Raw genomic sequence first — 13,907 nt, forward strand, 5'->3', positions numbered from 1 at the left:
GGGGCCTTAAGGGGGAAATATGATCGGTTTATCAAAGCTCGCTCAGGCAAGGTGGGTTGGCGTCTCGCTGGCCTCTCTTGCCGCCTGCATGTCGCAAGGCGCATTTGCGCAAAGCTATGGCTCTTTCGGCGACAATATCGCTGATCCGGGGAACATTCCTGAGATTATCGAGGCGGGCAATCAGGCGAACGGGACCAATGATGATCCCAACTTCCCGCCCTCACCTCCCGGATTTGGCAACCGTTTTTCCAACGGGCGCACAGCGGCAGAGATCCTGCCCGAGCTGCTTGATTTCAATCTGGCTGACATCAGCAATGAAGCGGTCGGCAATGCGTTTTCAGACAAGCTTCCGGTGAGCCTTGCAGGCGGCATTTTGCTTGGCAATGGCAGCTCTATTCCCGGCCCCATCGGGCGCGGCCTTGCATCACTCAACGACACCGATATTGCGAGCCAGGTCGACAATTACCTCGCCCGCGTTGGCAGCCTTGGCGAAGGCGACGTGATGCTTCTTTATGCCTCGGGCAATGACGCAGCCCTGGCTTTGAACACGGCGGCCCTCACCATGGCGCCCCCTGATCAGGCCGCACAGCTTGCGATTTCAGGGGCTCAGGCAAACGCTGTGAACACTGCCGCCTCGGCGCAAAGATTGCTTGATGCAGGCGCTGGGACAGTGCTTGTCTCAAACCTTCCCAACATCGGGCAGACGCCGGCCGCGCGCGCTGGCGGGCTATCGGGAGTGCAGCTGGCAACGCTGTTCTCAACCACCACCAACCAGGGGCTGGCGACCTCGCTATCGGGGCTCAACACCGGCGATGGCACTTTGCTCCTTGCTGATACATTCACGCTTACCAATGATATCGCAGCCAACCCTGCGAAGTACGGGTTTAGCGACGTGAGCAACCCGTGCTCGCTCGTGCCCACCTGCGTCAATGCCGACCGATCTGTGCAGGATCAGTTCCTGTTCTGGGACGCGTTCTTCCCGACCGCGCGCGGCCATGAGATTTCCGCCGCATTCCTTGCCGATACGATCAACGCGCCGCGCACTTTGCCAGCGCTTACCGAATTCAGCCGCTTTGCCACCGAAGAACAAGCGCGCTCGCTCCTTCGGCTTGAGGGCGATGGTCTGTGGGTCGCAGGACGCGTGGGATACAACCGCATGCGCCGCACCCGCGACACCTATGCGGTGGGGTATGAGGCCGATGGTCCGGGCGCACAAATCGCCCTTGGCTACACCCTGCTCGACAGCTTCACCGTGGGCGTAGCGCTGGGGTATTCCGACACCGATGTGGACTTCGATTTTGTTGGCGGAGGGTTCGACAAACGCTCCTTGCATTTCAGCGGTTTTGCCACGGTCGAAACGCCTTTCGCCGATCTGTCAGCCGCCATCAGCTACGGCTCTGACGATATCGAGAACCTTGCCCGCGTCACCAATGTGGCAGGGCAAACGTCTGTCGGAGAGACCGAAGGTGACAGCATGGCGGTGGTCTTTGAAGCCTCGCGCTCGATCGCGCCGGCTCCTGTGATCACGATCCGCCCGACCTTGCGCGTGGGCTATTCAGAGAGCGATGTGGATGGCTTCACCGAGAGCGGCGCGACGGGCCTTTCGCAAGTGGTCTCAGACCTGACGCTGGACAAGACATTCGCAGAGGTTGGAGCGCGCGCGCAAGCAGAGTTTGCCGGAATTGATGCCCACCTATCAGGTTTTTACCACGTGCGTTTGGGTGGCGGGTCACAGCAAGTGAATTCCGCGCTTGTCACCATCCCCGACTTTACCCGCAGCGCGGTCGCGCGCGCAGGCGACCGCAATTACGGACGGGTCGAAGGCGGCCTTTCCAAGACCTTTGGCAAAGTGCAAATCGGCGTAAACGGAACCGCGACCTTCGCCGACAGCGAGTTCAGCCACATTGGCGGGAATGCCAATGTGACTGTCTCGTTCTAAGCAGATCGACGCGCAGCTTTTGCCCCTCCAGTCTTTTGGTCGAGCTTTTCCAGCTCTTCCAGAAGCAGCGGCGTTACTTCTTTGCTCGCATTGCGGCCGATAAACAGGTCCATATGGCCGTAATCGGGAATAATGGCTTGCGAATAGAAGTCCTTGCCATTGTGCTGGCCCAGCCAGACCCGCGTTCTCTGCCCGCTCTCGGGGTAGAATATCTGGTTGGTCGCCCCTGACAGGAAGGTGATCGGCAAGGCGAGACGGCGCGCCGCATCTTCGGTGGTGTAGACCGCATCGCCTTGGCTGTTCACCGCAAGGCCCTTGCGCATGATATCCTGCAAATGCTCGAACGGTGATAGTGACACGCGGCTGAACATGGAGCCCAGCGCCAGGTATGTGTCATGCCCCAGCTGGCGAATGTCCCAGCTTGGCCCGAACACGCCAAACACACGGCGCACGGTCGGGCTTTTGCATTCCTGCCCCTCGGGCATCGGCACCTGGTACATGACCGCATCGATCTGATTGTCGGCATCAGTGCCTTGGCTGACGAAATCCATATGCCCGTCGAGCAAGGAAACTTCGCCAAGCGCGCCCGCAATGCCGAGGTCCGACTTCATGTAGTTGAGCCAATCGGTCACCGGGTGGAGCGTCAATTGCGAGCTGATGAGCGAGCGCACATCGCTCACCCAACCAGCGCCTATGCCCATCAGAAGGCTCATTGACCCCACACAGTGAGCAAGCGCTTGGACGCTGTCCGCGCCCGAGACACTCCGCACTTTGGCGATGGCCGCTGGCCAGTCGAGCCTCGCGATATCGTCGATGCAGAACTCAGGCGGTTTGACTTGGTCGTTGCCGGAATCCGCACTGGCGCGGTAGTCGAACAGCCACACGTCATAGCCTTCTTCGACAAGGCTTTCGGTAAGGTTCTTCTCGACCGTGGGCGTTGCAAAGCTGGAGGCTTTAACCGAGAAACCGGGAGCCAGCATTATCGGCCCGCGAGTGCCACCACGATAGCGGGTGAGCCCCACATTCACGCCGTCATCGGTGGGAACAGTATAGCGCTCAGCCTTGGGCAGATGTAGCTCACGCAGCACGAGGTTCCCGGCATCCTTGGTGGGAAAATCGTTGAGCGTTGCCAGCATCCCACCATAGGCACGGAACACATTCATCGCGAAAAAGCCTGCATATTTCGCCATGAAATAGGTCTCGATGGCCTTTTTGGCTTTCGGGATCAGGTTCACCACATGCCCCACCAGCGTGTCGCTGTCGTGCACGGTGATGGTGGTTAGCTGGCGCATAAACTCATCAATACCGAGCTTGAGCACGCCGCGCCCGATAAGCTCGCCATCCTCATCGCCATGACGCAGGGCCACAAACAGGGTGGTGAGGTCCGTCCAAGGGTCGGATTTCCCACGCTGCTCCAAGGTTTTGTGACCGTGGAAATGGATCGGACCTTCCGGCCCGTCGAGCACCATGGTGTAATTCATGGTCCAGCTTTCCGCGCGGTCAGGATTGGTGACCAGCAATTTGAATTCACCCTCGCGAACCTTCAGTGGTTCTGGTGAAATGTCAGTGATCAACACCTCACCCGTAATCCGTGAGCGGTGTTGCTTATCCTCGATCATGCGGTGGAGATTGTCGGTCGCAACGGTCAATTTGAAGGAGCACAGGCTCTTTTCCGACTGGCCCCAAGCCGCACCGTTCTCATAGTCATCGCGGATGCGCTCCACATGGCCCCATGGGCGGTGGTGACAGCCGGTGGCGGAGATGTATCCCGCCATCGTTTCCGTGAAGTCCATGCCCGGGCTCATCGCTTCGGGATGCTCTTTCACAAGGTTGCGGATCGCTGCCTTGCCCTCCTCGATTGAGCCCGCTTTGAAATGCTCCGCAGCAGCGGTGATCTTGTCGGCAAAACGGCCAAGCGCGTGCCCCGCCACCCATTTGGCGATGCCGAGTTTGAGGTGTTCCTTGTGCGGGACCTTTTGGGCTTCGACTTCGACTTCCTCTGCCTCAATAGGTTCTGGCAGCGGGCCTTCGCTGCCAAGCGAATAGTCGATCTGCCAACCCTGACGCTGCGCCAGCTTTTCGATCGCGCGTTCTGCAACGGCGGTGATGGTGAGCAGCGGGTTCACACCCACCGCGCCCGGTATTGCCGCGCCATCGCACACATACAGCCCTTCGTGCACGTCAGTGCCCGAGGTGCCAGCGAACACACGGCAGCTGTCATCGACAACGCCGGTTTGCGCATCATCACCCATAGCGCAGCCACCAATCGGGTGCACTGTGATAAGCTTTTGTCCCATTGGCTCTGACCACAAAGGATCAGAAAAGTATTGCGCTTGGATCGCCTCTGCGGCCTCACGCATCTTGTTATCGTCGCGGCGGAAGGTGCGCTGCTCGCCGGCTTGCTTCCACTCGATGGTGAGACGGTCGTCCTCGAGTTTGAGCTGACCACCAGAGTCGTCAACGCTCATCACAAGGTACGTGAGCGTGCGCGCCATGGGGCCTTTGAACGCGAGGTCTGCGATGGAGCCGGGATCGGTCTGCACCGCCTCGCCCATGGCTTTTGCATCCATCAAACGCGGTTTGACCTGGTCAAAGCCAAAGCGGGTAAAACCGTCTGCCAATGCCTCTCCAAAGAAGAACGCCGGGCCAAGTCCAGCGGCGAGAATGCCGGGGGCAACACCCTCTTCGATTACAAGGCCTTTGGTCGGGTCAGCGTTGTCGCGCATGTCGATAACGCCGGTGATGCACGGGCCGGGATAGGCCTCTTTCGCCACGTCATTTGCGCCCACACCGATTGCATAGAAGGGCTCTGCGTGGACCTCATCGTCCTTCTTTTCGGACTTGAAATAGCTGTCATAGGCGAAGCCCAGCGCATCTCCATTGCCAGAGAAACTCGCGCCAAGGCGGTCTGAGAGCGCGAGACCCTTCTCACGTGAGCGCAACAGGATTTCAGTCGAACCCAGGGTTCCAGCGCCCAGCACCACGTGGTCAGCGGTGATGACGACCGGAGCGCGGTTCTCACCGCCATCGTTGTGCTCGACATGGACGTGCCAGACATCGCCAACGCGCTCCACATGGCTCACCCTCGCCTGTGTGAAGATTTCCGCCCCGTGGTTCACCGCATCGGGCAAGTAATTCATAAGCGTGGTGTTTTTCGCGCCCACATTACAGCCCGAGGTGCAATCCCCGCAGTTGTTGCAAGCCGGTTGAGGCACGCCAAACTTGTTGGTCTTGTCCTCAAAATTGACGTTGATCGGGGTCTTGTAGAAGCGCTCCCCCATTGTCTTGGCCGAGTGCTCCAGCGCCTCCAACTTGCCCAATTTAGGGTGCGTATCCGGGTACGCATTGGGGCTCAGCATTTCGCGGGCGCGCTCATAGTAAGCGTCGACCATATGCGGATCATCGCGGAATGCTTGGGGCCAGTGCGCTTGGTCAAGCAGGCGCTTGTCGAGCTCCAGAGAGACGTTTGCGTTGATAAGCGAAGTCCCACCAAGGCCGCAACCGACGAGCGCATATTGATCATCGTTCACATGCACTTCGAACATCGCGTCAGGCGCGCCGATGCGGCCGCCTTTGACGTTGAACTGCATCGCGTCTTGCGCATCGGCTATCTTGTTGGGGTATTCGCCCGGCAACATCTCTTTGCCGCGCTCAAGCACGCAAACATCTTGTCCAGCGCGCGCGAGACGCGAGGCAGCAACGCCCGCGCCATAGCCCGAGCCGACGACGAGAACGGTGTAGTGAGATTTGGCTTCACTCAGAGCCTTAGCGATGCGTTTTTGCCCAAATGGGGTCTGCTGAATGCTCATTCTGCTGCCTCCCGAAGTTCTGCATTGGATGCTTCAAGGAGCTTGGCGACACGCTTGTCGGCCTCCTCAATGATGCGCTGGTGCACGATTGCTGAGAAGTCGGCCCACGCGGCGCTCGCCGCTTCAACGGCTGCCGAAGCCTCATCGACCAACTTGGCTTTGCGCCCGCTGCCCTCGACGCGGACCGGCGCCATCGTGCCATCTGTTGGATCGTTGAAAAGGCGCAAGGACGCCACTTCCAGATCATCGGAAACCAGTATCGCAGCACAGCCTTGCACCGGCATCAGCGTCGGTTCGTCGAGCACCCAACCGCCGGTGTTAAAGATGCCTACAGGCAGATCGAAGCCATCGACCATCAACTCGTCCTGAAACGGTTTGTGCGTGTGGCCGAAAATGAAATTCACCTCACGAGGTATGAAACTCAGTTCCTGCTCCATCTCCAGAGCAACAGGTCCGCCCAGATACCAGCCAAGATCATCGACCTCGTCTGCCCCAAGTACGTGTCCATGGCCGTCACGTTGACGCTCCGCTGCGCGTCCAGCTGTCAAATCCACGCCAGCCTTGATCAAATTGTCGAGGGTAATGCCGTATTTCAGCTCCATCTTTGGATTGATGCCAAGCTTGGAGTGCAGACCACCGGTAATCCTGCGGCCTAGGCTCTCTGCAAAATCGTGGCTGGCACCAGCGCTGAGCATGGTCTCATAAAGCGAGCCCACCTCATTGCCGACTTCGCCAGCAGAGCCGAGGTCTGACCACAGAAAGTCGATCCAAGGCCCGTTCTCTTGCTCCAATTGTTGCATGGTCGCAGGGCGCGGCTCAGTGCCCCCCAGAAACCCGCGCATATTTGACAGAGCGCGGTACATTCCGTCGAGGTAGTGCCCGTGGTGCATGACCACAGCGCGGTTCAGCTCTTCGCTTGCGATGCCCCAGTTCGGATAAGCAATGCGCACGCTTGCATCGGCGAGATGCGGACGGTGACGCAGCAGGCTTTCCATCAAACGACAACGGCGCGATGGAGTCCCGAATATCCGACTTGTGGACGCAAGGTCTCCGGGAATCTCGCCAGTTTCAACTGCGTCCAAGAACCCCTGGTCCTGCGCAATGCGCCACAAATGGTGGTCGTGATTGCCAGCGATATAGATAATCTCACGGGCGAACAGGTCTTCGCCATCCGCTGGGAAAAACGCATCAAGCAGCTGTAAGAAGCTCTTTGAAACATCGCCAAAAGGGGAAAGCCCCAGATCAAGCGCATCGCCGAGGAGCACCAATTGCGGCCGGGTATCGCCCAAAGTCGCGCGCATGCCTTGGGCAAAGGCGCTCATCACTTCGGATGGGCCATCCACGATCTCCTCATGGCCGCCAAGGTGCGTCATAATGCTGTCGCGCGCGCCGAGGTGAATATCGGACAGGATTACATGGGCGATACTCATGAGCGGTTCTCCAGACAGTTGTAGAAGGCATCGCGCACCATTTTTTCGCGGGGGTCGTCCCACTTGCCGGTGCCGAGCTGATTGGTGATCCAGGCATAGGAAACGCCGTCTTCGGGGTCGCAGAACGCGAGGCTTCCGCCGACCGCGAAACTGCCAAAGGCGCTAGGCGTGCGGGCAAATTCCCATTGCTCAAACGGTTTTTCGAAGCCGTAGGAATAGTACATGTCTGCGGTCAGGACTTGGTCTATGATGCCCTTGTGCGGGTAAGGATGCCCAGTTTTGAGGATCGCCATAACCTCGGGGGTGATGCCCAGTTTCTCGCCGCCTTGCGCAAAGGCATTGTAAGCATACGCGAGGCCGCGCGCAGACGCCATGCCGCCAGCGGCCCCCTGCCCGACCTTCCAAAAGTCTTCATTATCGAGAGCCCCCGGCCCTTCGAGCACAAGCGGATTGTTGAGCGTGCGGAATTGCAAAGTGCCCGGCAGGCACATCCTGAACGTCAGCGCCCAGGGCATCGTCGTGTGATGGATGAAAAGATCCTCCATCCCAAAGCCCTTGATCCGCGCGATACGTGACCGGTCAAAGCTCTGCGGCAGTCCGACAAACACATCGAGCCCGAGTGGGCCCGCAATCTCTTCGGCAAAGAATTGCGGCAAGCGCCGGCCATCGGGATCGCGGCGGTGGATCAGCTCGCTTGCAATCCAACCCAGCGTGTAGGCGTGGTTGCCCGAGTGGGCTCCCGGGGTCCAATTGGGCTTTTGCGCGGCAATGGCAGCGCAGATCGCCTCTTCATCGCCAAGGTTCTTGAGGCTGAGTTTAAAGTCGATCGCGGCAAGACCGGCTTGCTCTGACAATGCCTCACCAACGGTCACATCACCTTTGCCATGAGCGGCAAATTCGGGCCAGATGTCGGCGACTTTGTCTTCGTAAGAAAACAGCCCGCGCGACACCGCAACCGCGCCCGCCATACCGGTGAGGCCCTTGGTCAGCGAATAGACGAGGGTGATATCGTCCTCGGCCCACTCTTGCGTGGCGGCCTTGTCTTTCCACCCGCCATAAAGGTCGACCAGAACCTCATCATTATGGATGATCGTGCAAGCCGCGCCCAGCGCCTCGCCTGACAAAACAACTGCTGCAAAAGCGTGAGCGACCGGCTCGAACCCTTTCGCGACAAATCCCCTCGCGCCTTCGCAAGGTCCCGTTTTTGAGGACCCGGCCTGTGACACGCCTTCTTGCAAAGGCAAACTTGAGTGTGATTGCATCGAATAACCCCGCCATCGCATGAGGCGAAGGGCCGCATGGTCGTTCGAAGGGGCTAGGGTAGTTTGGTTAAGACCGGGTTAGGGGCGCCTCCTTAACTTGTACTTCGCAAGTATTCGTTGAACCTTTTGGTGGTCAAAGCACGTACTAGGCGCAATCAGTCTTTCAGAAGAAATGCCCGGGCAAGGTCTTTTTCAATATTTGCGGGAAGCGCATGAAGGCCGGGTCCAAAATCGCAAGACGAACCGGTAAGCCCGGCGATGGAATGCAAGAGTGCGGCGACCTGTAGATCGGCAAATTCTAGTGGCAGACCCGTGCCTGCGCGAGCGTGAATGGCCCTGCCATCGCACACCAGTTTGAAATTGATGCCGCGTGCGAGATCAAACTGTATCACGTGATCACGGATCGTTTTGCCCCGTCCGGACGCCTCCATCTCCGCAAGCGGAAACGCATTTTCATTCCGCGTTGCATTGCACAGGAATGCTCCGTTTGGCAGCTCTGCGATTTGCGGCAAGGTAAGGCTGGGTTCTGCTTGCGAGGCGTGGAACACCACTGCGGAATTGGGAAGGGCGGCGTCGACATCTTGCACATCGTGCCCGTCCAGTTTCGCCCTGACCGCTCTTACAGGATCCTGCTCGCTGATAATGACCCGCGCGCCGAAGCTTCGGGCATATCTCGCGACGCCTTGGCCAGCGCCGCCGTAGCCGATGACAAGCACGTTGCTGCCTGCGATTTGCAGATTGGTGATATCGAGAAAACCGGACACGCAAGCCTGTCCCGTGCCGTGGCTGAAGGCCATCTGGAACAAGGGCGATGCGTTGAGGTCGATAACGGGCACAGCCGGTTGCTCTGCGGGATTTGCATTGGTGAGTACCGCTCCTGAAATCCCGTGCGGCAACAGATCGCCCTGATCGCTCAGCACAATATCACAGCCGCAATGCAAAAAGGCGTCGCGGGTCTCGCAAATATGGGCCCCGACCTCGTCAAGCGCGGCGAGCAAATGGGCAGCGTTATCGGCGGGTGAACCGAACAGAATACTGACCTCAAGCCCCGCTTGCATGAGCCATTGGGTGAGGCTTGCAGTCGCTAGATCGAGCGGAAGGGCAATGCCGATATGCGCCCCCTTCCCCGCAGTAATGCTTTTCATGGCCGCAGCGCTCAACGGCATAAAGCGGCGCGCCCAGGCTATCTGTGCTTTGCCTTCTTCGGTGTTGGTGTGGGCGGTGTCGGGGCTCATCAATAGGGCATCCTGTCCACCCAGCCGGTCAGGTCATCCGCCTGCTCTTCGCGCGCCTTGGTAAGGCCGATCCCAAGCGATGTGAGCTTTGCCTCAGCGATAGCATCATCGACGGCCTTGGGCAGGATATGCACGCCCGGCTCCATCGGGGTGTTGATCAAATGATGCGCGCCCAGACCTTGAACCGCGAAGGTCAGATCCATGATCTCAACCGGATGCCCGCTACCGCCAGCGATATTGACGAGCGCCCCGCGTGACAGGACATGGATATCGCGCGCACCAAGGTTAAAGGTGTGAATGCCGGGTCCGGAGACCGTTTCAGCATCGGCCATCTCGCCCAGCCGATCCACATCAATCTCCAGATCGTGGTGCCCCGCATTGGCGAGGATTACATCGTGGGAGAGGTGTGCAAATTCCGGCTCACCAAGAGCGCGCATACCGCCGGTTGCCGTTACAACGAACTGCGCATCGGGGAGCACATCTGCCGCCGTGCCGACCCGCATACCGTCCATATGCGCCTCAAGCGCCCGCACCGGGTCCATCTCGATCACACTGACCGCCGCATTCATGGCATGCGCATATTCGGCAATCCCGCGCCCGACATAGCCGTATCCGACCACGACAACGCGGCTCCCCGCAACTTTGCGCCCCGTGAGCGCCAACAGCGCCTGCATCGTGGTCTGTCCGGTGCCATAACGGTTGTCGAACAGATGTTTGCACCGCGCATCATTGGCGGTGAGCGCCGGAAATGGCAGCTTTCCCGCCCTATGCAAAGCATGGAGGCGCGCGGTGCCGGTGGTGGTCTCCTCCGATACACCTTTGAGGCGTTTGAAAGCTTGCGGCCGGTGCATGGCGATCCGCATGGTAAGCTCTGCGCCATCATCGATGATGTATTCCGGCTCAAGGTCCGCTGCGGCGAGGAGTTCTTGCTCCCAAGAGGCGTGGTCGCCGCCAGCCTCCGACACAACGCGAATGCCACGATCGCGCAGAGCCGCCACCACCGAACCATGCGTGGTCGAAGGATTGCTTCCCGCCGCAATGACCTCTGCGCCCGCCTCCGCCAACAGCAGCGCGAGATAGGCGGTCTTCGCCTCCAGATGGACGACAACCGCAATGCGCTTGCCTTTTAGCGAGCCATCGGAAAGCCGGTCGCGGACCATGCCGCGCATGACGGGGGAGTGCTGCTCCACCCAGTCAATGCGCGAGGCTCCATCGTCAACGATGGATTGGTGATCTGGCCCGTTGTCACCAAAGGTGCTGTCGCCGGGCGCTACCACTAGGCAGCGACGGGCGGGGCGTATTTGGTGAGGTTGATGCCTTCAACGGCAGCAGTGTATTCTTCAATCGTTGGCGTGCGGCCAAGGATCGTTGAAAGCACCACAACCGGCGTCGATGACAGAAGGCTCTCACCTTTCTTGTCGGCGGCATCCTCAACAACGCGGCCTTGGAAAAGACGGGTTGATGTTGCCATCACCGTGTCGCCCTTGGCCGCCTTCTCCTGGTTGCCCATGCACAGGTTACAGCCGGGACGCTCAAGATAGAGCATGTTCTCATAATCGGTGCGCGCGGCGTTCTTTGGATTGGTGTCATCGAACTGGAAACCTGCGTACTTCGCAAGCAAATCCCAATCGCCTTCCGCCTTCAGCTCATCGACGATGTTGTAGGTCGGGGGGGCCACCACGAGAGGCGCCTTGAATTCGACCTTGCCGTTTTGCTTCTCAAGGTTCTGGAGCATTTCGGACAGGATTTTCATATCGCCCTTGTGCACCATGCACGACCCGATGAAGCCCAGATCGACCTTCTTCTCGCCGCCATAGTAGGAGATCGGACGAATGGTGTCGTGAGTGTAACGCTTTGAAATATCGTTATTGTTGACATCCGGATCAGCGATCATGGGTTCATTGATAATGTCGAGGTCCACCACGACTTCAGCAGCATATTTCGCATCGGCATCAGGGCGCAGCGCAGGCACTTCGCCAGAGCGGATTTCGGCAATCCGCTTGTCCGCTTTTGCGATCAGACCAGCCAGAACGCCTTTGGCATTGTCCATGCCCTTGTCGATCATGATCTGGATGCGGCCTTTCGCGATTTCCAGCGATTCAATCAGGGTCTCGTCTTCGGAAATACAGATCGAGGCCTTCGCCTTCATCTCTGCGGTCCAGTCGGTGAAGGTGAAGGCCTGATCGGACAGGAGTGTGCCGATGTGCACTTCGATTACGCGGCCCTGGAAGACGTTGTCTCCGAATTGCTTCAGCATCTGGGCCTGTGTCGCGTGAACCACATCGCGGAAATCCATGTGGTCCTTGAGTGTGCCCTTGAAGGTCACTTTGACGCTTTCGGGGATCGGCATGGTTGCTTCGCCCGTGGCGAGCGCCAGAGCCACAGTGCCGGAGTCCGCACCAAAAGCGACACCTTTGGACATACGAGTGTGGCTGTCGCCGCCGACAATAACCGCGCGGTCGTCGATTGTGAGGTCGTTCAGCACCTTGTGGATCACATCGGTCATCGCCGGATATTGATCGTTCGGGTCGCGCGCGGTGATGAGGCCAAACTTGTTCATGAAGCTCATCAGTTTGGGGATGTTGGTCTGGGCTTTCTTGTCCCAAACCGACGCCGTGTGACAGCCAGACTGATACGCGCCGTCCACCGTTGGCGAGATCACAGTCGCGGCCATCGCTTCCAACTCTTGGCTGGTCATCAGGCCGGTGGTGTCCTGCGAACCCACGATGTTGACGCCTACGCGCACATCAGAGCCAGCGTGGAGTATTTGGCCCTCGGCAACACCCACAGCATTGCGGTTGAAGATTTTCTCGACCGCGGTGAGGCCTTGGCCCTCGTGGCTGATCTCGCGATTGGGCGCGTAAGACGATTTGAGCGGCAAGCCCAAGGTCGTCTGCGCAAAGGTCTGAAGCTTCTTGCCAAAGACCACGGCGTAAGAACCGCCCGCCTTCATAAACTCCATCTTTTGCGCGGTGAAAGCGCTCGATACATCGGCGAGCTCTTCGTCACCTTCATAAAGCTTTTTGGTCTTGGTGTTGATGGTCAGGACCTTGCCGGTTTCGACCGAATAGGCCTGCTCGAGGATCGGGTCGCCATAGCCATCCTTCACAACCTCGCCGTTCTCATCGACCTTTTTGACCCAGTTTTTGAGGTCCAATCCAATGCCGCCGGTCACGCCGACAGTGGTGAGGAAGATTGGCGAAATGCCATTGGTGCCTGCCACAACCGGCGCAATGTTGACGAACGGCACATAAGGGCTCGCCTGCTTACCCGCCCAAAGCGCGACGTTGTTGACGCCGGACATACGGCTGGAGCCCACGCCCATCGTGCCTTTTTCCGCGATCAACATCACGCGCGCATCAGGGTGCTTCTCCTTAAGCGCGGTGATTTCCGCCTGCGCTTCTGGTGAAATCAGGCATTTGCCGTGAAGTTCGCGGTCAGAGCGCGAGTGCGCTTGGTTGCCGGGAGACAAAAGATCGGTCGAGATATCGCCCTCGCCTGCGATATAGGTGACGACTTTGATCTCTTCGTCGATCTCGGGAAGCTTGGTGAAAAACTCTGCCTTGGCATAGCTTTCAAGGATTTCGGTCGCGACCGCGTTTCCGTCTTTATGCGCTGCCGCCAACCGATCGGTGTCCGCGTCGTAAAGGAACACCTGCGTCTTCAAAACGTCCGCTGCTTGCGCCGCAATGGCTGCATCTGCGCCAAGCGCGAGGTCGAGCAAATACTCAACCGATGGGCCGCCTTTCATGTGGGAGAGAAGCTCGAAGGCAAAATCCGGTGTGATCTCAGCCACAACCTCTTTGCCCAAAATGATCTCTTTCAAGAACGCCGCTTTGACGCCCGCCGCGCTAGTCGTGCCGGGAAGCGTGTTGTAGATCAGGTGATTGAGCGAGTCCGCACGGTGCTCGTGGCTCTTGTCCTTGATCTGCGCTATCAGTTCCGCAACCAAAGCGCCGTCGTCAATCGGCTTTGGCGAAAGGCCCTGGATTTTGCGGGTTTCAATCTCGTCGAGGTATGATGCGTAAAGGCTCATGGCAGATCCCAATTCTCTAAAGTGATTGCGCGGCATCGACGGCTGATAAAGCATCGAGCGTGCGCGTGACGTCCAGCGTGAGCGGGTATTCAAGACAGGCAAGTGGCGCAAGCAATTTTGCACTGCGACTGTAAAGGGCGTCCATCAATGACGCAGGTTGACCCTGCGGCACGGCGAGATTTTGGCCCAGTTTCGG

General features: G+C 58.7%; 7 protein-coding genes. 1 reads left to right on the plus strand and 6 read right to left on the minus strand.

The window, feature by feature from the left end; genetic code table 11:
- The first annotated feature begins 19 nt into the window (after positions 1-19).
- Positions 20-1,939, plus strand: coding sequence for an autotransporter domain-containing protein (locus tag AC0V6Q_RS07720; RefSeq protein WP_486167812.1), 1,920 nt, complete (start codon positions 20-22; stop codon positions 1,937-1,939).
- On the opposite strand, the gene AC0V6Q_RS07725 is transcribed toward AC0V6Q_RS07720, so the two are convergent.
- The 6 genes from AC0V6Q_RS07725 to AC0V6Q_RS07750 all read right to left on the minus strand — a co-directional run bounded on the left by AC0V6Q_RS07725 (position 1,936) and on the right by AC0V6Q_RS07750 (position 13,711).
- Positions 1,936-5,748 carry a GMC family oxidoreductase N-terminal domain-containing protein gene (locus tag AC0V6Q_RS07725; protein ID WP_486167813.1) on the minus strand — a complete coding sequence of 1,271 codons (3,813 nt, stop codon included), beginning with the start codon at positions 5,746-5,748 and terminating at the stop codon, positions 1,936-1,938. The two genes, AC0V6Q_RS07720 and AC0V6Q_RS07725, sit on opposite strands and share 4 nt — an antisense overlap.
- Positions 5,745-7,178 carry a metallophosphoesterase gene (locus tag AC0V6Q_RS07730; RefSeq protein ID WP_486167814.1) on the minus strand — a complete coding sequence of 478 codons (1,434 nt, stop codon included), beginning with the start codon at positions 7,176-7,178 and terminating at the stop codon, positions 5,745-5,747. Before AC0V6Q_RS07730 ends, AC0V6Q_RS07725 begins: the two co-directional genes overlap by 4 nt.
- Complete coding sequence (locus AC0V6Q_RS07735; RefSeq protein WP_486167815.1) at positions 7,175-8,440, minus strand: serine hydrolase domain-containing protein; 1,266 nt, start codon at positions 8,438-8,440, stop codon at positions 7,175-7,177. The genes AC0V6Q_RS07730 and AC0V6Q_RS07735 overlap by 4 nt, the downstream gene beginning before the upstream one ends.
- Positions 8,441-8,595: 155 nt before the next feature.
- Entirely contained in the window at positions 8,596-9,675 is a 1,080-nt protein-coding gene (locus tag AC0V6Q_RS07740; RefSeq protein ID WP_486167816.1) for an NAD(P)-dependent oxidoreductase, read from the minus strand.
- Positions 9,675-10,952: an adenosylhomocysteinase gene (locus tag AC0V6Q_RS07745; protein ID WP_486167817.1), complete on the minus strand. Its 1,278-nt coding sequence runs from the start codon at positions 10,950-10,952 to the stop codon at positions 9,675-9,677. The genes AC0V6Q_RS07740 and AC0V6Q_RS07745 overlap by 1 nt, the downstream gene beginning before the upstream one ends.
- Complete coding sequence (locus AC0V6Q_RS07750) at positions 10,952-13,711, minus strand: bifunctional aconitate hydratase 2/2-methylisocitrate dehydratase (RefSeq protein WP_486167818.1); 2,760 nt, start codon at positions 13,709-13,711, stop codon at positions 10,952-10,954. The genes AC0V6Q_RS07745 and AC0V6Q_RS07750 overlap by 1 nt, the downstream gene beginning before the upstream one ends.
- Between the last annotated feature and the right edge of the window lie 196 nt (positions 13,712-13,907).

It is taken from the genome of Erythrobacter sp. S227 (genome assembly GCF_057364925.1).